Origin of the sequence: Pedobacter cryoconitis (assembly GCF_001590605.1) — a bacterium.
Taxonomy (GTDB): Bacteria; Bacteroidota; Bacteroidia; order Sphingobacteriales; family Sphingobacteriaceae; genus Pedobacter; species Pedobacter cryoconitis_A.
In genome coordinates, this window is sequence record NZ_CP014504.1 from 2,480,935 (window position 1) to 2,502,262 (window position 21,328).

10 protein-coding genes are annotated in these 21,328 nt (G+C 39.0%); 3 read left to right on the plus strand and 7 right to left on the minus strand.

Annotated elements, in window-relative coordinates; all coding sequences use genetic code 11:
- Positions 1-5 precede the first annotated feature (5 nt).
- The 4 genes from AY601_RS10615 to AY601_RS10630 form a co-directional block, all read right to left on the minus strand.
- A complete protein-coding gene (locus AY601_RS10615) occupies positions 6-9,626 on the minus strand; it encodes a non-ribosomal peptide synthetase (protein ID WP_084359206.1) in 9,621 nt (3,206 codons plus the stop codon).
- A gap of 86 nt (positions 9,627-9,712) precedes the next feature.
- On the minus strand, positions 9,713-11,311 hold the full coding sequence (locus tag AY601_RS10620; protein ID WP_068400414.1) for an MBL fold metallo-hydrolase: 1,599 nt from the start codon (positions 11,309-11,311) through the stop codon (positions 9,713-9,715).
- A gap of 562 nt (positions 11,312-11,873) precedes the next feature.
- Positions 11,874-12,569, minus strand: coding sequence for a GNAT family N-acetyltransferase (locus AY601_RS10625; RefSeq protein ID WP_068400418.1), 696 nt, complete (start codon positions 12,567-12,569; stop codon positions 11,874-11,876).
- Between the two features lie 30 nt (positions 12,570-12,599).
- Entirely contained in the window at positions 12,600-13,094 is a 495-nt protein-coding gene (locus AY601_RS10630; protein WP_068400419.1) for a MarR family winged helix-turn-helix transcriptional regulator, read from the minus strand.
- Between the two features lie 300 nt (positions 13,095-13,394).
- Here AY601_RS10630 and AY601_RS10635 point away from each other — a divergent pair, with 300 nt between their 5' ends.
- The 3 genes from AY601_RS10635 to AY601_RS10645 all read left to right on the plus strand — a co-directional run bounded on the left by AY601_RS10635 (position 13,395) and on the right by AY601_RS10645 (position 15,124).
- Complete coding sequence (locus AY601_RS10635; RefSeq protein WP_068400425.1) at positions 13,395-13,979, plus strand: Crp/Fnr family transcriptional regulator; 585 nt, start codon at positions 13,395-13,397, stop codon at positions 13,977-13,979.
- Positions 13,980-14,173: 194 nt separating this feature from the next.
- Complete coding sequence (locus tag AY601_RS10640) at positions 14,174-14,611, plus strand: MauE/DoxX family redox-associated membrane protein (protein ID WP_068400426.1); 438 nt, start codon at positions 14,174-14,176, stop codon at positions 14,609-14,611.
- Positions 14,612-14,794: 183 nt separating this feature from the next.
- Positions 14,795-15,124 (plus strand): hypothetical protein, encoded by a 330-nt coding sequence (locus AY601_RS10645; protein WP_068400429.1) that lies wholly within the window; start codon positions 14,795-14,797, stop codon positions 15,122-15,124.
- Positions 15,125-15,178: 54 nt separating this feature from the next.
- Here the strand turns inward: AY601_RS10645 and AY601_RS10650 are convergent, their stop codons facing one another.
- Genes AY601_RS10650 through AY601_RS10660 form a run of 3 tightly spaced genes read right to left on the minus strand, consistent with a single transcriptional unit; the run spans position 15,179 to position 21,058 of the window.
- Positions 15,179-16,555 carry a RagB/SusD family nutrient uptake outer membrane protein gene (locus AY601_RS10650; RefSeq protein ID WP_068400432.1) on the minus strand — a complete coding sequence of 459 codons (1,377 nt, stop codon included), beginning with the start codon at positions 16,553-16,555 and terminating at the stop codon, positions 15,179-15,181.
- 7 nt (positions 16,556-16,562) lie between these two features.
- Positions 16,563-19,757 (minus strand): SusC/RagA family TonB-linked outer membrane protein, encoded by a 3,195-nt coding sequence (locus tag AY601_RS10655; protein WP_084359208.1) that lies wholly within the window; start codon positions 19,755-19,757, stop codon positions 16,563-16,565.
- A gap of 5 nt (positions 19,758-19,762) precedes the next feature.
- A complete protein-coding gene (locus tag AY601_RS10660; protein ID WP_068400437.1) occupies positions 19,763-21,058 on the minus strand; it encodes a TlpA family protein disulfide reductase in 1,296 nt (431 codons plus the stop codon).
- Positions 21,059-21,328: the final 270 nt, after the last annotated feature.

Here is a 21,328-nt window from a genome sequence, read left to right on the forward strand (position 1 = left end):
TTGGTTTAAAGGCTAATTACATTGACTCCAAGCCGAACAGTTTTGTTCTGGAGTTCTTCTATATAGGCTGCTAGTTTAGCTATGCTTTTGCATTGAAATATACTTTTCACCGGAACATTGACCTCCAGCTCTTTTTGTATACTACTGCTTACCCGCATTGCCAGTAAAGAGTGCCCGCCCAGTTCAAAGAAACTGTCATGGATTCCTATAGGAGAGAGCTGAAGCAGCTCTTCCCAAATACCGACAAGAGCAGATTCCAGCGCTGTATCAGCAGGGACATAATTCCTGCTCAGCTGTCCTTTAGTATCTGCTGAAGGCAACGCCTTTTTATCCAGTTTACCATGGGAAGTCAATGGAATCGATTCCATCTCTATAAATACACGGGGCACCATATATTCCGGTAATTGAGTTTCCAGGTAAGCCATCAGATTCTCTCTTAAAAAAACACCTGAAGAAACCACATAACAAATCAATTGATGATGACCCGCATCCTCTGCTTGCGCCATCACAATACACTGGCTCACTAAACCGCTTTGCTGAATGGCACTTTCTATCTCTCCGAGCTCAATACGATACCCACGTACCTTAACCTGATCATCTATACGGCCTATAAATTCGATGTTCCCATCTGGAAGCCACCTGCCTGTATCACCTGTTTTATACAAACGGCCTTCACCAAAAGTATTGGCAACGAAACGTCCCGCAGTTAATTCTTCGCGGTTCAGATAACCACGGGCAACTCCCGCGCCTGCAATACAAATCTCTCCCGGTACACCTGCAGGCAACAAATTACCCCCGTTATCCAGGATATGTATTTGCACATTTCCAACCGGCTTACCAATAGAAAGGTATTCGCCGTCTTTTCTGTTTTTATCGTAAGCATAGACCGTAGCCGTGATCGTACATTCCGTTGGGCCGTAAGCATTATAAAAATCTAATGCTGCATCCTGCGTCCAGCGCTGTGCAAGCGAAGTGGCACAACGTTCGCCTCCGGCAATCACATGTTTTAAATCTTTTAATCCCTCATCCCGGTTTAACCCACTTAAGAAACTTGGCGTTACATCCAAATAGGTAATCTTTTCAGCCGCAACAACTTCCATCAGTTTATTGGCATCCATTTGTACTTCTTTGGATATAATGACTAATCCTGCGCCATTTAGTAAAGCCATAAAAAGCTGTTCAACAAATGGATCAAAAGTGTAATTGGAGAATAAAAGTACCCGGTCGCTGGTCTTGAATTTCAACGACCGCTGGCGGTCACAGATTAAGTTAACCACGCCTCGATGTTCTATCAATACGCCTTTGGGCTGACCGGTAGATCCTGAGGTATAAATCACATAACATAAATGAGCAGGATGAAGCGCAGTCGGTACAGGTGTAGTGGACTCCTTTTGGATTAATTCCAGTTCTTCATCCAGTGAAATCACTAAAACTCCCTGTTCATCCAGTAGTTCACGGTGTTGTGCACTGCTCAAAGCAATACTTGCCCTGAGATCCGAAAGCATATAGTTAATCCTTTCCTGTGGATATTCCGGATCTATTGGTACATAAGCACCTCCTGCTTTCAAAATCCCCAGTATACCAATAATCATGTCCATAGAACGCGCGATACAAATTGGCACCAGGGTATCTTCCTGAACTCCTGCCGAACGTAAATAATGTCCCAGCTGGTTACTCTTGATATCGAGTTCTTTATAAGTTAAATGCTGATCATCCTCAATCAGCGCTACTGCATCTGGGTATTGAGCGGCCTGAGTGGCAAATAGATCAACGAGTGTCTGCTGATCAGGATAAGCTGCTGTTGTTGCATTAAATGCACTTAATAAGTCAAGCTCCTGTGCAGGTAATATCGGAACATCAGCAATGCGCTGCTCGTCATGCTCCAGGTAAGCTTCGAGTACACGATCAAAATAAGCGTGAATGTCAGCCAGTGTTTTACCACTTTTGAGGTCTCTGGTGCGATGATAACTGACTACCAGGATATCACCGGTCACACTAACCGAACAATCCAGGTAGGTATTCGTAGCTTCATAGCCGCCAGAAGCATTTTTCTCTTCCTCTTCTTCTAACTGAAAATGCCCTTGCTTTGCAAATAAGCCTTCTTCTGTATCCATCTGACCATATACATGGAAATTAATATAGTTGAACAGCGTATCAAAGAATGGATTACCACTGGAAGATTGTTCGCCGGTTAACTGGGCAATTTCCATTAAAGGCATCCTGTCCCGCTCTTTGAGTGAAGTCAGCTGTTGCTCAATACGTTCAAAATACGCTTTCCAGGTGAGCTCAGTGTCACCACCGATAAAGCGGAAAGGAATAGTATTTAAAAAGCAACCCAGTACTTTATCTCCATCTTCAGTAAGCGGACGTCCATTGGTTACCACGCCCAGGGTTACTTCCTGTTCTGCAGTCAACATATTCAGCATATACTGATAAGCGCCAAGGAACATCCCTTTCAAACTTAATCCATCTGCTTTGGTCTTGTCTTTTAAGCGTTGCAGATAATCCAGCTCATAGGCTTTTGCCCAATTGTCATCCGCAACCGTTTCTGTAAACATATCCAACCGTTTATAATCGGTTAATGACTCTGCCCAGTAAGTCCGGTTATCCTGATTGCGTTTTTCTGAGATACTCTCGATCACAAAATCACGATAGCTCGCTTTTAGCGGAGTTACCTGAATTTGCGGTCCATTGGCCAGGATCGCCAAATACAGATTATTCAACTCGGTTGTAAATGAAGCAACGCTCCAGCCATCAAACATGGCATGATGAAACTGAAACACCAGGATATAATCTTTCAATGTCTGTAATAAACTGATCCGCCATAACTTACCCCGATGTGCAACAAAAGGAATAGCGCGTTCTGCTGTCAGATAATTATTTAAATAAGCGCCAGACCCATTTTCAGTAAATGAACGAATATCGCGGAATACCAATTCAGGATCTCCTTGCTTATAAACAACTTGTACATCTCCAGTATAAACATCCAGATCAAACCTGGTCCGCAAAATGGAATGTTTGGCAACCAGTAATTTTAAAGCTTGTTCAAAAATATCTCTGTTCAGTGTTAATGGCATTTTAAAAGTCAACTGATCATGATAAACGGCTTGCTCAGGGTTTAGCTGAGAGGCATAAATCATTCCGCTTTGAATATCGCTCATCGGATAAACGTCTTCTATCTCTGATTCATCTTCAAACTCTGGCAGCAAACGTGAGCGCAGAGATTCCAGCTCAGCAACTACCGCATCACGAACTGTATGTCCTTTATCTTCAGCAACAACCTCATGTCCTGAATCGATCAACGCTGATAAACGGTTGATCGTTGAACATTCATACAGGTCATATAAGCGAATACTATCATTAAATGCTTTGCGCAAGCGGCTGATGACCCCAATGGCAATGATAGAATCACCACCAAGCTTAAAGAAATCATCATGGATTCCTAAATCTTCAAGTTCAAGGGACAGCGCCCAGATATCTTTTACTTTTTGTTCAGTTTCTGTGAGTAAATCCTCGGAATCCACTCTGCTCAAGTGAATAGCATTTGCGTCTGGCAAAGCTTTTTTATCCAGTTTACCATTCGCAGTTAACGGAAAAACTTCCATCTCCATGAATACATGCGGCACCATATAATCTGGTAACCGCGTTTCCAGATACGTGACCAATCCGTCTCTGTCAAATCTCTGTTCACCAGGAATCACATAACCTACCAGGTGTTTCTGCCCGGATTCATCGGCTGGTGCCAGCACTACGCATTGCCCTGCAAAACCACTTTGCTGAATAGTACTTTCAATCTCTCCCAGTTCGATACGGTAACCCCTGATTTTCACCTGGTCATCTACCCGGCCTATAAACTCTATATTTCCATTGGAAAGCCATCTGCCAATGTCACCTGTTTTATACAAACGGTTACCAATGACAAAAGGATCTTTGATAAATCGTGCCAGGGTCAGTTCTTCCTGATTCAGATAACCACGTGCGACTCCTGCCCCGCCTACATAAATCTCCCCGGCTACCCCAATTGGTACTGGCTGTGCGAAATTATCCAGTATATAAGCCTGGCGGTTATTCAGCGGACGACCCAAAGGAATACTTCCTGTTGACTCCATCTCCTGGATAGGGTAACAAATAGAGAAAGTTGTATTTTCAGTTGGGCCATAGCCATTGATAATAGTTTTATCCGGATAGCATTCCCTGAAACGATTGATATGTGCAACTGATAGTTTTTCGCCACCAACCATAACTGCTGATAAGCCTTCAAATAAATCGATATCCACATCAACAAGCAGGTTAAACCAACCTGCTGTAAACCACATCACCGTGATTTTATTTTCTTGCAATACTTCTTTGAATAAATTGTTATCCAGCAAACTATCAGCAGGACATAAGACCAGACGCCCGCCATTCAGCAACATGCTCCAATACTCAAATGTTGTGGCATCAAAAGAGGCAGAGCCGGCAGATAATAATGCATCACGGGAACTTAGCTTAATATAATTTGCACCTGAAATCAAACTGGTCACATTGCGATGGGTAACCAGAACGCCTTTCGGCTGCCCGGTAGAGCCAGAGGTATACATGACATAGCATAAATGAGCTGGACGAAGAGTTGCAGGCACAGCCGATGCTGGCTCTTTTGTAATAGCTTCATGTTCTCCGTCTAATGAAATAACGCGGATATGGGTATGCTGCGTAAAAAGCAATGGTTTGCTGAGCTCATTGCTTACCACGATAGCTGCCTGGGTATCAGTTAAGATATAACGAATACGCTCTTGTGGATATTCCGGATCAATTGGCACATAAGCACCACCAGATTTCAGGATACCTAATATTCCAACCATCATCTCTATAGAGCGTGTGATACAGATTGGAACCAGTGTATCTTCTCTGACCCCTGCACTGCGCAGATAATGCCCAAGCTGATTACTTTGTTCGTCAAGCGCTTTATAAGTTAAAGTCTGATCCAGATAAACCAATGCAATTGCATCAGGAGTCTGAGCTGCCTGCCAGCTAAATAAATCTATTAAAGTCTGTTCGTGCGGATAAGCAACTGCCGTATTGTTGAAATCAAAAAGCAGTTCTTGCAGTTCTGGTTTACGCAACATGGGCAACTGCGCTATTGTTTGTGCCGGAGCGGCTAAAATAGATTCAAGCAGTTGTTGATAATTACCGAACATGCGGTCTATTGTTTCTTCTTTAAACAAATCAGTACAGTATTCTACACTGATTTCAATTCCTGCTGCAGCGGCTACGACAGAAACATTCAGGTCAAACTGACTGGTTGTACGCCCTGTTTTCTGCGCTTTAAAAACAGCTTCTCCCAAGCGGAACTCTGGTACCTCCGGAATATTCTGTACTGTAAAAATGACCTGGTATAAAGGGTTACGGCTTTTATCTCTTTCCTGGCCAACAGCTTCTACAACACGTTCAAAAGGAACATCCTGATATTCATATGCGCTCATTGCAGTTTCTTTTAGCTGCTGCAGCAAATCCAGAAATGAAGGATTGCCGCCAAGGTTACTTCTCAAAGCCAGTGTATTGGCAAAAAAGCCGATTAACCCTTCCAATTCCTGACGTGTCCGTCCTGCAATCACGCTTCCGACACAAATATCATCCTGACCACTGTAGCGGTGCAGCAGAATCTTGAATGCCGACAATAGGGTCATGTGTAAGGTAGCTCCATGCGCTGTTGCTAAAAATTGCAATCCTGCCGATAGTTCTGAATTCAATGTAAATACAGCTATGGCGCCTTTTGTACTTTGTATTAATGGACGTGGATAATCTGCAGGCAATTCCAGCTGACTAGTCCCCTCCAGTTGGTTTTTCCAGTAGGTAATACCACCACCCCATTGAGATTCTTCTTGTGCACGCTGCCAGATGGAATAATCTCCATATTGTAAAGGAAGTGCAGGTAGTGCTGCTGTTGAGCTTGTGGTCTGCATTTGATAGAAAGAAACCAGCTCCCAGATCAATACCGAAACCGACCAGCCGTCGGCTGCGATGTGGTGAAGTATCATTACCAGTACCTGGTCCTGGTCCGAAATCCGGATCAGATGGCCACGCAGCATATGATCTGTATGTAGCGCTATGGCTGCTGAGGAAAGCTCAGATAGCAAATCATCCAGTGCGCTTTCGCTATCCGGAACATCATTTATTCTATCCAGTGACCAGGTATCTTTTTCTAAAACGAACTGGAAAGGTTGCCCTTCGGCATCCTGACGGATCACTGTTCTTAAAATTTCGTGACGGTTCACGACTTCATTGATTGCTTGTTCAAGTGCAGCTGTATTTAGTGTTCCCGACAAACGGAAATACATTGGCATATGATACTGCTTACTTCCACTAAGCTGGTCTATCCGCCAAAGGCCTTCCTGACCATAAGACAATGGAACTCGCCCATTTCTTTGCGTCATTGGAATAGCAGAATGCGTTGGACTACTGCCTTTATGTTCAGCCACATAGGCTGCAAGTTGTGCTATATTTTTACATTGGAAGATCTTTTTTACCGGAACATTTACACCAAATTCCTTGTGTATACAACCACTTACCCGCATGGCTTGCAGAGAATGTCCGCCCAGTTCGAAGAAATTATCATGGATTCCTATAGGATTAAGCTGAAGCAACTCTTCCCAGATACTGACTAGTCTTAACTCTAATTCGTTGCCTGCTGCTACATAATCTCTACTCAATTGCTTTTTAATATCTGCTGCAGGCAATGCTTTTTTATCCAGTTTACCATGAGCAGTGAGTGGAAAAGCAGCCATTTCTACAAAAACATGGGGTACCATATAGGCTGGCAACTGAGTTTCCAGATAAGAGATCAGACTTTGTTTGTCAAAATCCTCTTTTGGGATTAAATAACAAACCAGTTGATTGTTGCCAGATTCATCTTCTATAGCGCGCATAACAGTCTGGGCTGCCTGACCACTTTGCTGAACGGCATTTTCAATCTCTCCGAGTTCAATACGGTAACCACGCACCTTAACCTGGTCATCTTTACGGCCAACAAATTCAATGTTCCCATCCGGAAGCCAATACCCGATATCACCCGTTTTATATAAACGACCTCCATTTGTGTTTCCGAAAATATCCGGAATAAATTGCTCAGCTGTTAATTCTTCACGGTTCAGATAACCCCGGGCTACACCGGCACCTCCTATCCAAATTTCCCCCGGTTCACCTAAAGGAAGTAAATTACCATTAGCATCTACGATATGTATTTGTTGATTCCGTGTGGGTTTACCGATAGGAAGGTATTTTCCTTCTTCGTAATCTTTAGTATATAAATAGATAGTAGAAGTTACCGTACATTCGGTAGGGCCATAAGCGACATAAAACCGCAAATCAGGAAGCTGTCCGGTCCATTGTTGTGCCAATAAGGTTGTACAGCGCTCTCCGCCAACCATTACCGCTTTTAAACTCCGGAGTGCTTTGTCAAAAGGTACATTCCTTAAAACCCCCGGGGTATTCAATATATAAGTAACTTGTTCCTTATTCAGCACGGCAATTAGCGCCTCGGCATCCAGTTGTACTTCTTTTGAAATCAATACCAATCCTGCACCATTTAGTAAAGCCATAAATAACTGTTCTACAAAAGGGTCAAAAGTATAACTGGTAAATGAAGCTACCCGGTCATTATTGTCAAGCTTTAAAAGCTCCTGACGATCATAAAATAAGTTCACGACATTCCGGTGTTCCACCATTACACCCTTAGGCTGGCCAGTAGAACCAGAAGTATAAATTACATAGCATAATTGCTCAGGACGCAGCTCATTGGCTAAGGAAGAAACAGGTTGCTGCGCAATTTCTTCCCAGTCTGCATCCATTGAAATGACACGAATATCCGCATGATGTTCAAACAGTTTCTGTTGTGCTGTACTGCTCACTACAATGGTAGCTTCGGTATCTGTCAGCAGAAAGTTCACTCTTTCTTGTGGATATTCCGGATCAATAGGAACATAGGCCCCTCCTGCTTTCAAAATACCCAGTATGCCAATTATCATCTCTGCTGAACGGTCTATACAAATTGGCACCAGCGTATTTTCCTGCACCCCTGCATGACGCAAATAATGTCCGAGCTGATTACTTTTTTGATCCAGCTCACTATAAGTTAATTGCTCATCTTGCGCTAGCACGGCGATCGCATCCGGATGAAGGTTTGCTTGTGTAGTAAATAGCTGTACAAGATGCTCGTCCAATGGATAATCTGCTGCTGTAGCATTGAAAATTTCCAGGGTTGCCAATTCCTCTGCTGTAATCTCTACCTTATTTTTCTCTTTTACAAATGCAGGTATCCCTGCCTCAGTATCCACCTCAATTTCTTCAACATTAAGCTGAAGAGCTGGTGTAAACTGTTTCATGATGGCTAATAACTGTTCAGTAAATAAGGCGATTTCTGTTTCCCGGAAGTATTCATGCCGGAATCCAATGACCAGTTGTAAAGGTTGATCTTCTCCGTGATCAAGCCACATAATTTCCAGTGGAGTTTGTTGATGTGTGCTAAACCTCACCTCATGAGCGGTTTGAATACCTGCTCCTAAATTAAATGATAAATCAAACACGATATGATTAATCACAAAATCAAAGAAAGGCCCTGCCAAAGGATCATGCTTAAAATGTCTGCTCAAATCTCCGGCGATGTAATCAAGATGCCGGTAATCTTCTTTTTGAGATTGGGCTATAGCCTGAATGAAATCAATTAATTTATTGCCCGGCTGATAATTACCTTCAAATGGAGCAACCCCGGAAAACATTCCTAATATTTCCCGCTGCTTTTTTTGATTTCGTTTATGGGCAGCTGTACCAAAAAGAGAACGTTCTAACCCATACATTTTAGCCAGGTAAATCACCATTGCGGCCATAGTTAAATGTTGCAAACGCGCTTGGCTGGCCGTGGCCAATTGAGACAACTGTATTTGCTCCTCTTTTTCCAAAATGCGTGTATAGCACTTGCTTTCTTTCCCCAATTCATCCAATGCATCGTAAACTGGCTGAAGAACAGAAGCTGGCTTCGTCTTTATTTTTGCTTCCCAGTAGGCAGCACTAACCTGATAGGCGTCAGATCCATGATTTGCCACTGCTTTTTCCACCTCCTGCAAATAAGAAGGTGAAACAAAAACTTCCTGATCATTATTTAATAAGCTTTTATATTTACTGGAAATATAATTCGCCCACACCCGGACACTGTATCCATCAAAAATCAGGTGATGAAACTTAAAATAATAATAATGCGCATTGTCAGCTGCTTTAAGGATATACTGTTCTACAGGCAAGCTTGATTTTTCTAATAAAATCGGCTTGTCTTTCTGATTTTCTATCCACTGGAGAATCAGCTCTGCTGGATGGTCGTCCCTGCTAAAATCTATAAACTGAACAGCGAGTTCGCGTTCGTGCTCAGTAATCTGGTAACCGGGATTAAAATCAGCTGTAGCAATCGCCATTTTAAAAACATCAAAAACCGCAGCAGAGGAAACGATAGCACTGACAAATTTATCAATGTCTAATGCGCCTGTAATTTTGAAATAGTTATTGATATTGTAATGGGGACTGTTGATATTAATCAGCTGATCAATAAAGACATCCTGTTGTGCAGGATGCATAGGAAAGGTGTTGGATGAGAGTTTCATGCAAGGTTAGATTAGTTACTCTTATACGATTTACGCATAGGAGTAAGTAGTAAGAAAGCTATAAGGTGATTGTTAATTTTAATCAGTTATTTATTATAGAGTATTTCTCTTTCACCAAATAGACGTTCTGCGGCAATTCCTTTTTCCCTGCACTCTTCTATTAGCCTGTTGGACTGAACAATAGGATTTGACTCATCGGTATATTTAATACTGCTGATAAATTCAACCCAGGGCTCTTGTCCCATGGCATAAACATAAACTTCTTTAGGATGGAAGATATCAACTAAGGACATACCTTTTTTACAGTCAGATCCTGATAACCTGCGGCTGTTGTCCTGATCTCTTGGTAATTTCTGAGGCAATAGCTGTCCATATAACCAGGATAAAGGAGCTCCATCACATTCCATTCCCAGAAAAACAACGTCTACATCCCCTATTTTTCGCTGGATATGTGCGTATAGTTCCGGTTCCATTATTCTTGAATCTGCAAAAAATGCCAGTTTAAAATCCCCTATCTGTACAAAATAGCAAGACTTTGTTAAAATATTCAGATCACTGTGTTCTCCTGTGAATGGTACTCCGGTAATCATGGCATCCGCAAATTTCACCGATTCCATTTCATTGATCGAGATCACATTGTTAAAACCAATATGATTGAACATCAGCTTTAAATCAGGGTCCTGAAGCTTACCGCTGCAGGTATTGGGCACAATAATATTTTTGATTTTATGGCGTAAGGGCAATAAGGTCTCAAATAGAATATGATCCTGATGGTTGTGCGTGATCAAAACATAATCGATGGTATCAGGAAGATCCACATCCGAAAAATGATCTACTTCTGAGGCATAGCCGTAATAACTGATCAGCGGATCAACCAGGATACTGATGTCTTTGGTTTCAATTAAAATACAGGCATGGCCGAAATAGCGCATACGGATTTTATCGCCTGCGTACTTTTCATAAGCAGGAGGAACATCAGTCGTAAAAAATGTTTCAAAAAGTGCCGATTGATCTTCGGTTATGCCCAGTTTTTCTTTGATATAATCAAGGGTCTGTGGTACTCTTTTCATTCTGGCCAGTTCATCAATGCCAGGATGATCAAAGGGGATCTCTAAATGCAGTGTATTTTCATCATTCAGCTTCGGCGTACTCAGGCAAAATGGTCTGTGGTCATTGTCAGTAATCCATAAAGCTAAACTTTGAGAATTTTTGTTATAGTAAGCACTATCATATAAAAGAGGTTCAAAGAATCTGAATCCACCGTTGTTGTTGCGGTCATAATAGAGTTCGACATAACCTTTAAGTTCTTCAGGTACACGTGCGTATATTTCTTCCATCGCAAAACCTTTCGCATCGGCTTTCAGCAGCTTATCTAATTTATTCACTGCTTTTGAAAATTCCAATACTGGCTGTTGCTTCAACAGCGTATCTTCATAAATTGCTTTGACTTCACCCGCTCTTTCTACGGGTATATCCATAAAGGGGCCTCCCCTTAACTTTGGATTCAGGACAGCTTCTGCATGAAGCTCTGGTGCCATTAAATAGGATTCCATGATCGTCATATGTCGCCCAACAATATTCATTGCAGCTGTTGCAGGAGAGATCAAATGGCTCCAGGCATACCATTTATCGACTAAGGGTTCCATGACTAAATTCGGCTTCAGGTATACTTCAGTGTTTTTCATTGGTATATTAATTGTAGGTTAATTTCACTTTAAGATAAACTATATGACATTTATTTATATTTATGCACTTATTTGACTAATAAAACCATCTTCACATTCTTTAAAATGGTTTTATTTACATTATTTATATTTATAATAGCAAATCGATAAATACAATTTCAGCACGAAAAATCAAAAAAACAAATTTTAATTACACATAATTAAAGTTTATTCAAAAAACGGCGTTTAAACCATTATTTATAGGAAAAATGAATATCTATTTATTTTCATTTAAATACTAAAAATCGTTAATTTTAACCTAAAAGAAATCAAAAGAATAATCATGTTACCATAAGAATGGTTTTAGCGTAACAGAAATTCTTTGCTAATTGATGTTGTTGATCAGAAGATAAGCTGGAGCTAAAGAAGAACTCTTCAGCTAGTAGAAGTAGTCGGTGTTGAGAAGGGGTTGGTAAGGCCATTGGCCTTACCAACCCCTTCTCAACACCGACCACAATATGATGCAGGATAAACCTTGCAAAGGTTTGTTTTATTTAGTGCGGTATGAATCGGGGTTTTGTAATTAAACCTTGCCCAGGTATCTCAATTTGATCAGCGGGAAATCTATTCTGGTTTTAAAGTCTAAGTGCTCATAAATTTTTATAGCTCTTGTATTTGTATCAACAACATGCAAAAAGGGGGTATTTCCCTGTATTAAGTTTTTGCTGCACAATACATTTAATAACCTCTGTGCGTAGCTGTTACCGGTATGATCGGGATGTGTGCAAACCGCACTTAATTCGGTAAAACCTGTTAACTTAAATCGCTCTCCAGCCACTGCAACTAATTTATTGTCTTTTTTAATTCCATAATAATTTCCCAGTGAGGAAGTTCTTTCTTTAAAAAAGCCAGGTTGTACCAGATTAACCAGGTCTGATAATTCCAAGGCATCATGCACAGAAAGCTTGACTATTCCTTCCATATTCACCGCTTTAGGCAGTGCAGGTATATAGATCATCTGCAAGCAGTTTAACCGGGTCACCAATGCCCATTCTTTCGGAATATCCTCCACTTCATCCTTTAAAAACACTTCTTCGTTCACTTTAAAATAAGGTGCTATTTGAGTTAATAATTTGCCATTTGGATGAGCCATTCCCATAAATGGAATTGTGCCTTCGTTATATCTTTTGATGACCTGATTACCAGTTGAGAAATCCTGATGAACTGTTTCCAATGCATTCCAGATTGGGTTATCCAATAGAGATGAATACTTTTCCATTTATCTTGTAATTTTATACTATTCTTTTTTTTAATCTATCTTTTTTGAAGCTTGCAGACTATGATATCTTTGATAATAGGTTTTCTCTTTCAGCATTTCTTCCAGCTTTTGAATATGCTGTAAAAGCTGTACCTCCTGCTCAAATAGCTCTTGATTCAAAGCCATAATGTCAGCCCAGAGTATCCGGTATTTCGCCAAATCTTTCTGCCCCTTTTTTGTTAATTTCAAGAGGCGTTTTCTGCTGTCACTAACTGATTTTTCAGATTCGATATACCCTATTCTTTCTAGACTCTTTGCAATATGGATCACAGCAGGATGAGTTAAGTTCAGTTCTTTTGCAATCTCTGAAATACTTATGCTACTGCGTTTACTCACTAAATAATAAAGAATAAAATCCTTTGTTTCCAGCGGTAAGCCTTGTTCCTGATAAATCAGCGTCATATCACTAGTTAGTGATTCATACAATCTGCGTAATCTGGCACCAATAGCAAAAGAGCCGGATTCATTAATAATATTTGATATCATTGTATATATTTACGTAAAAGTTTACGTAAATATATACAATGATTGGATTATTCCATAAATATTTCAATTCTGAGAAATCATTGGGTTTAATCCGGAAGTAAATACGAGCAGAACAAGTATGATTGTAAAATAAAAGAAGCAGGAGCGAGATACTTCATAATAAATTAAAAAAATAAACTTATTAACACAAATATTAAACTTAATAATAATTAGTTATATTAGTAAATAACTACCTGAAGCGTTCATCTCCTCTTATTGTAGCCGGATCTTAAACTTCACGATTAGTCCAATCAAAAGATAATGGCGGTAAGTTCTCCTATATTTCAGCAGTTGATTCAAGTATTAGAAAAAATAATGCCGCTTTCTTCTGTGGTCAAAATGATGCTGATGGAGATGGTGTTTGAAGAATTTGGCAAAAAAGGAACCCGAATTCTCTATCAGAGGGAAATACAAGGGAGATTGTGGTTCATCATTGAAGGCTCTGCAAGGGAATTTAAAGAAGATAAGAATGCTGATATTCAGGAGCAAACTTCATGGTTCTTATTTAGTGGAGATTTACTTTACACCATTCCAGGTTTTTTCAGCCAAACCCCGGCGCCAAGTTCTATTGAACTTTTAGAGGACAGCCATTTAGTATATCTGAACGTTGAAGATTACTTAAGATTGGAACAAGAAATGAATTTCTTGTTCACGAAAATCCGGGATCACTATGATGCGGTAAGACAGAACTATGAGTTCAATCGACTTCATTTAAGTGGTCGACAGAAGTATCTGCAATTGTTCACTGCGCATCCTTCTCTGTTTAACAGTGCAAAAATGAAGGATATTGCCTGCTTTTTAGGAATAAGCCCTAATTCCTTATCAAGGTTTAGAAAAGATAACTGATTAATTTTTAATGCCCATTGACAATTGGAATCTCATGAAATGACAATTCTCATCTCACCAAATGACAATTCTCATCTCACCAAATGTATATTATGAATGTAACATTTGGTAGATACGAATCCACTAAAAAGCAACAGTAACAGCATCCGATCCTTCCGACATTTAATTTATACTCCATAAGGAGACCAGTCAGGATGAGAAGAGAAATTATATTACAAGGAATTGCGACTGCAATTGCTTTGTTATTTTGTTATGCAGCTTTGAGTAAGTTAACAAACTTTGCAACAAGCAGATCGGAAATGCTTAACCAGGTATTTCCTGAATCTATTGCATTGATTTTGGTATGGGTGGTACCTATCACTGAGCTTTTTATCGTGGCGCTGTTACTTTATAAGCCATTAAGATTAATGGGATTTTATGCTTCTTTAATTTTGCTTAGCTTATTTACTATTTATATCGCGATCACGATGACAGGTGTGTTTGGCAGAATTCCTTGCAGTTGTGGTGGTATACTTAAGCACATGAGCTACAGTGTACATCTGATTTTCAATGTCTTTTTCCTTTTACTTGCGCTTGCGGGCATCCTCCTGAAAAGAAATATGACTATAAATAGTCATATTTCTCTTAATTAATAGAATGTTGAACGATCAAAAAGAAAGGAGAACCGCCGGAGGTTGAAGAAATATCAATTACAGCAAATAAGCTCAGCTGCAGAAAAATAAGTTAAGATTTAGCCCGAAGGAATGGAGCTTCCAGGTTTCTGAACGGTAATCAAGGCGGGGCATTATGAATGCCCAGTCGTCATACGCATAACGATGAATAAATTCTTTAAAAATGTAAATACATTCGGATTAACCGTAGTAGTGATAGCAGGCGGATTAATATTTACGCAGAGTGCTTTTAAAAGTGCAAATCCGAACCGGTTTGACACGTCCTATTTTTTCAATGGTGCTGACAACACAATGTTAAAAAATCCAGCAAAATGGAGCACACAATTAGATGATGAATTTGTATGCGCAGGCCAAACAAAAACACCCTGCGAACTTATTGTCCCAGCAGGTCAAACATTAGATAGCTATCTTTTTAATCACACTCCGCAACAGATTAACAATGCTGCTGTTAAAAGGAGATCTATTAAACTATAATTAAAAACTCCATGGATAAGCCTTAAAAAGCAATTATCCATGGAGTTCTTATAATCATCTTTTATTCTGAATCATTCCAGATAAAGCAATTACATCTTCAGGAATAGGTAAAGCAAACCTCAAATCATTTGGTTGAAGTTTATAGGTCTGACCCTTCAACGTTCTGGTCAACATAATATTTCCTCCTTCCTTATTCAAACGTTTAATATCCATCCACCTTAATCCTGTCATCAATAATTCTTTTCTCCGTTCTTGCAAAACTATATTTAAAGCTTCATTAGCGTCCGCAGCAAAATAGGGTGTATAAACTTTAGTTTTATCCCAGCGTTCAGCTAATAATGCATTCAATACTTTTATACTTTCAGTAATCTTACCCGCTCTTGCAAGACATTCTGCTTTGATTAAAAAAATCTCATTTGTAGCGACCCCACAAAATAATCCCAATCTTCCTCCATAGCTCCCGCTAAACCAATAAGTTTCGTCTTCTTCATTCTTTTTAAAAAATGCTTGTTTTCTCAAGTCATTAGCATTATAGGAGCCGTATGTTTCAGGGATTACAATAGGCATAGTTTCATAAATAATATCTGTTGCATTCATAAACCTGAAGTATATTACTTCAGTATTATTAGCAACGGTGAAGGGATAATTACTTTCGAGTTTAAGTGTATTATAATCCAATAGGGTGGAATTTAAAGACAAACAAGAATCTGCATAGACATAAGCATTATCATAATCCCGCATTGATAAGTAGGTTCTGGCTAATAATCCATAGGCAGCAGATTTTGAAGGACGAAATTTAGATAGCGGCACGAGTGGTAATAAAGCTACCGAGCTTTTAACATCTTCAATAATCTGTTCATAAGTCTGCTGAACGCTGGATCTGACAGAAACTTCACTAAAATTTGTATTCAAACGCAATGGCAAACCTAAATCTGATGATGAACTTTGCTTATCATAAGCCAGGCTCCAGATAATTACAGCATCCAGATAATTATTTCCTCTGCAATAAAGGGCCTGACCTTTTACATTATTCCATTCTGTCGCATTTGATCCGGTTCTGGTTAATTTATCTACCCCTGCTACGACAGTGTTACAGAAATAAATTGCCTGATAAATATCGGCCCATTCATTAGAATCCGCAGCGAATAAGTTATCTTTTGCCCAGATATACTTCCTTCGTTCATTTTCATCTGCCAATGATTCCCATTTTTCATCAGTCAGATAGTAACTATCTGAACTTATTTCACCAGCACTGGGTGAGTTATAATTTATCTTTAATGGATTATCAAGCAAAGCCTGGAAATCCATTAAAGTATTAGGAACAGCCAGTTTTCTACTTGTTTTTTCATCAAGAAATTTCTTACATCCTACTGCGTTTGTCAAGCAGCCTATTACCAGAACCGCTGCTATAATTTTATATAATTTATTCATCGTCCGTTTAGTTTAAATTAGCACGCACTCCAAGGGAAAAAGTTTTTGAAGGCTTAAATACATTTGGCAATTGGTAATCAGGATCAAGATGATCTTTATTGGCCGTCCATATCAAGCCCAAATTGGCTGCATTGATATAGATGGACATACTTTTAAAAGGCAAAAATTTCATTTTATCCTGACGTAAATCATAAGATAGATTCACAAATTGCAGGCGAATATGATCTGCCCTATCTACCAACACTTCTGACCCCGTGTAAAAGACATCTCTTAAAGTATTATTTGGATAAGCTAAAGAAGGAACGTTAGTGGACAACTCGTCTCCAGACTTCTGCCATCGCGCTCCATAATCAGCATGTCCAACGAAATTATTAATCAGATCTCCATAATTGATTGAAGATTTCCTGAAATAATACCCCAGTTTATAGGTGAATCTCACAGCAAGACTAATCCCTTTATAAGTAAAAGTATTACCAAGAGACCCATAAAATACAGGTATAGCAGAACCATGATAATTCAGGTCTTTTAGCTTGATACTACTTCCTGTTAGTAAGTTGTAATCATCACTTATAGCTCCATTTACGTAACCTCTTGGATTACCGTTCAAAGGATCAAGGCCGGCCCATTTATAAGAATAAATTGCAAGAACTGGTTTACCAGCAATACCAGATATTGAAGGTGTTAAACTGACATAATTACTTGCCTGCATATCAGGCAAATAATAATTCACTACCTGATCTTTATAGAAACTAGCATTCAGATTACTTGTCCAGCTAAAACTACCAGCAGCAAGATTAAAACTATTCAACTCCAGGTCCATACCGTTTCCTTTTGTACTTGCTGCATTTTTTAGAATCATAGACCCAATTCCGCCAGTATAATCAATCAGCTCGTTCCCAAAAAGATTAGTTCCTTTTTTATTAAAATATTCAATACTGCCAGAAAGCCTGTTTCCTTTAAATCTAAAATCAAGCGCCATATTCAACATTGCTGAACGTTCCCAAGTCAAATCCGGATTATAGAAATTACGAAACTGTGCCGTGGGCGATGGCGTGTATTCTGAGTTTCCAAAATAAGCAATTGTAGTTACAGCAGTCATATAAGGGTCTACATTGCCACTAACACCATAAGTTGATCTCAATCTTAGATAAGGAAGCAACGGCAAATGATAAAAGTCTTCTTTACTGATTTCCCACGAAACTCCTGCAGACCATAAAGGATTCCACTTATCATTGGTTTTTAGCCCAAACAAATTTGAAGCATCGCTCCTTGCACTCATAGATGCGGTATACTTACCATCATAAGTGTATGAACCATTCGCGTAAACAGAAACAAAGCGGTTTACAATTTCATCCAGACTCCTGTTGTCAGAAATATAGCTTCTTGCACCAGTTTTAAAATCAGGAAAAGAAGTCAGATAATCCACATTCCCATAATTCATCAAGAGGTCATCATATCCATAAACCCGGCTCTGATCAGACAAAGTCTTTGAATCTCTGCGTTCACCACCAGCAATAATATTGACTTCGTTTTTACCCCAATTATTATTATAATTCAACTGCCCTCTTAAATTATGTGACTGCAATATGCTATTAGCTAAATCCAGTATACCTCCTTTTGGAACCTTATAAATTACCTCATTTGCGTTTGGGAGTTGTGTGTAAGTATTCACCAGGTTTCTTGCAAAATAGCTATCCTTATCACTCAGGTTTCTTCCATTTGTTTGCTGCCTTTCAAACTGATACTTAATATCCAGAGATAAACCATTTATCAACCGATAATTCAATCCGGTACTAATCAGCAGATCATTGACAGATATTGTATTGATTAAGTGTTTATAATCATCCAGCGGATAATACTTCCAATCCAATAACCTACCCCTACCAGCCGTATCAATGTATCCTATACGATTATTCTTCATAATAGACAGTGGATTCCCCTGATCATCAGCAAAACGCGCATAGGGGTACAGATCTGAACCAGACCTGATCCTCCCATACGCTGGTCTACCAGAACTACTTTTACTCTGCGTATAGAAAATTGCATTAGTTATTTCTAATTTTTTAACAGGACGGATTGTATTTTGGAAGCGCATATTAAATCTGTTATACTTTTCATCCAATACAGAAGAATTCTGATCATATCCTGTAGATAAGTTCCAGCCCTGATTGGCTGTCCCACCATTTAAACTTAAGGCATATTGCTGATTTAAACCCTGTTTGTAGATATACCTGGCATACTGATCCCTTATATCAATTTTTTCTAAATCAGCTTTTATTGAATTGTATACATTATTAGATATTTCGCCCTTATCTTTCCTGATCAATAGCTCCACAATTGGTGTAAGTCCTCTTTTACTGATGGAATTAATATCATTCTTATACCTTCCTTTCGTATATAATAATTCTTCAACAGCTATAAAATCGGGCGAAGACATCTGTCTCAGATAACCAAAATCAGGTTTGGTTATAATTGTACTATTTACATTAAAATCTATAGCTAAAGGCTGATTAAATTTCCCTCTTTTCGTGGTAATGACAATAACTCCATTTCCAGCTCTCGCTCCCCAGATAGAAGTTGCTGCTGCATCCTTTAGCACAGTGATATTTTCAATATCATTTGGATTCAGGTTATCCAAATCACCTTCGTAGGGAAAATTATCCAATACAATTAATGCACCTTTAGGTCCACGGATTGTACTCGGCCCTCTTACAACCAGATTACTACTACCTCCTATGCTACTTCTATCTGCAAAAACACCATTTGCTACAGCTTCTAATCTGCTTAAAACAGTTGTTCCCACTTGCTGATTGAAAGTTTTCTCACCGATAAAACTAAAAGAACCCGTCGCCCTTTCTTTAGATAACTTCTGATAACCAGATGAAACAATACTCACTTCTTCCAAAACTTGTTCTACAGGTTCCATCTTTATCAATAGAGGTTCACCATGATAGACACGCATTCTTTTTTTTCTATAACCTAAATGAGAACATTCGAGCGTATCCTTTTCAGAATTTAACTGAAGCAAAAACAAACCATTCTCATCTGTATAAACAGTAAGATTTGTACTACTAATTTTGACCGTCACCCCACTTAAAGTTTCACCAGTCACAGCAGATATCACTTTACCGTTAACATGTTGCTGGCCATTCACACTAAGTGTAAAAAAAGTCAGCACTATTATTATGACTAAGTTTCTCATTTTCTTTATTTCTTATCCCGTAATACGAACATATCAAGCTCTCTGACCGCTTCAACCAGCTCGAGGTTATAAATTTTAAGCTCCTCTCTTAAAGTTGGAAGACTGGTCTTTTCAGACAAAGAAATATCAACATTAAAAGTATACCCGGTTTCATCCAATAAAGGGACTTTGATGAAGGGCAGCCCCATCAGACTTACAAAAAAATATTTAAAAGGATAATTAATTATTTTAGAGTCTGTATTTAGAAAAAGAGTATTCTGAGAGGCACCACCTTTGGTTTTCATCTTATCAACACGCCCCCGACGTCTCAATAGCAGACACTTAACTTTAGTTTTTTCTATACTTCCTATGTAATCAGTATATCGGTTCAGATCTTCCAGTACGTATTCGTACAGTGGGGATTTTTTAAGTTCAGGTACATTGCACCCATAGGTATAGCGTTCAACCTTATTATGATCAGCATAGCCACTATCCATAAACAAAGCAGTATCCTTTAGGAGAATAATATTCCTGCTCTCAGAATATCTCTGACCCATTTGGTCGAATTTAGTATACATGATATAACTATACATATCATATAATGATATATTAGTCATTGCTAATCCCTTTTGAACACCAGCCTCATTCTTTAAAAGAGAGACTCCTGAACCCAGGCCATCATACGGACCTTTTAAAAAAATTGAATAATGTTTTAACTCATTATTTTTCAAAAGTTCATTAGTCAAAAAAAGCGGTTTAGAATCATCTAAATCAATTTTTGTGCGCATGTTTCCAATACTATCATTGCTTAAAAACCGGTCAATATTTGCTACAGTGAGCTGATCACCATTAGTTGTGGCAAGCACATTACCAGACTGATCCAACCACACATAGTGAGGAATATAGAGGTGAGGAAACAACTCATGCAATATCTTGTCATCAGTAACTACAGGAATCACTGAAGGCTTATCCTTATGGAATTTCTCCAGAAAAGGTAATACCAGGGCCTTCGGCTGATAAGCTACTTTAATAAACTGGACCTCTTCTCCATATTTCTTTTGCAGTTCTTCTATTTTTGGAAAATTAGCCAGACAGGATGTACACCAGGTCGCCCAGAAATCAAGAATAATCAGTTTAGCCTTAAAATCAGAAAGATTAGTTTGAGTAGTCTTATAATTATAAATATTAGTCAACGTTACATCAGGGATTCTATCCCCTATTTTAACAGGTTTATAAGTTGGTTTCGTTACCTGAACCTGAGCCTTTACACTTAAAAAAAGGCAAAGCGTGGCCATAGCGATTATTGAGATCGTTTTTTTCATGTTTATTCGTTAGTGATGATTAAAAATTAATGAGCAATACCAATTCTTATCAGAATGGATTGATCGGCACTCAAAAAGGATTTAGGTTACGGTTTTAGGTTTCTGTGCATATAGAATGCATCACGACAATTGTCGGAAGGAAGGATAAATAATCTTAAAGTATAGGAATAAGCCGCTGTTTAATAAACATATGATAAATAAAACCATCATACAATATTTCTCTGATTGAGATATCTATTAAACCATAGTGTAAATATATAATTCTGAATT

What these genes read in the sequence shown, in the direction of transcription:
- AY601_RS10660 (WP_068400437.1), bottom strand. Translation starts at nt 21,058, where the DNA reads ATGAAAAAAACGATCTCAATAATCGCTATGGCCACGCTTTGCCTTTTT.
- AY601_RS10630 (WP_068400419.1), bottom strand. Translation starts at nt 13,094, where the DNA reads ATGATATCAAATATTATTAATGAATCCGGCTCTTTTGCTATTGGTGCC.
- AY601_RS10625 (WP_068400418.1), bottom strand. Translation starts at nt 12,569, where the DNA reads ATGGAAAAGTATTCATCTCTATTGGATAACCCAATCTGGAATGCATTG.
- AY601_RS10620 (WP_068400414.1), bottom strand. Translation starts at nt 11,311, where the DNA reads ATGAAAAACACTGAAGTATACCTGAAGCCGAATTTAGTCATGGAACCC.
- AY601_RS10655 (WP_084359208.1), bottom strand. Translation starts at nt 19,757, where the DNA reads ATGAGAAACTTAGTCATAATAATAGTGCTGACTTTTTTTACACTTAGT.
- AY601_RS10635 (WP_068400425.1), top strand. Translation starts at nt 13,395, where the DNA reads ATGGCGGTAAGTTCTCCTATATTTCAGCAGTTGATTCAAGTATTAGAA.
- AY601_RS10615 (WP_084359206.1), bottom strand. Translation starts at nt 9,626, where the DNA reads ATGAAACTCTCATCCAACACCTTTCCTATGCATCCTGCACAACAGGAT.
- AY601_RS10645 (WP_068400429.1), top strand. Translation starts at nt 14,795, where the DNA reads ATGAATAAATTCTTTAAAAATGTAAATACATTCGGATTAACCGTAGTA.
- AY601_RS10640 (WP_068400426.1), top strand. Translation starts at nt 14,174, where the DNA reads ATGAGAAGAGAAATTATATTACAAGGAATTGCGACTGCAATTGCTTTG.
- AY601_RS10650 (WP_068400432.1), bottom strand. Translation starts at nt 16,555, where the DNA reads ATGAATAAATTATATAAAATTATAGCAGCGGTTCTGGTAATAGGCTGC.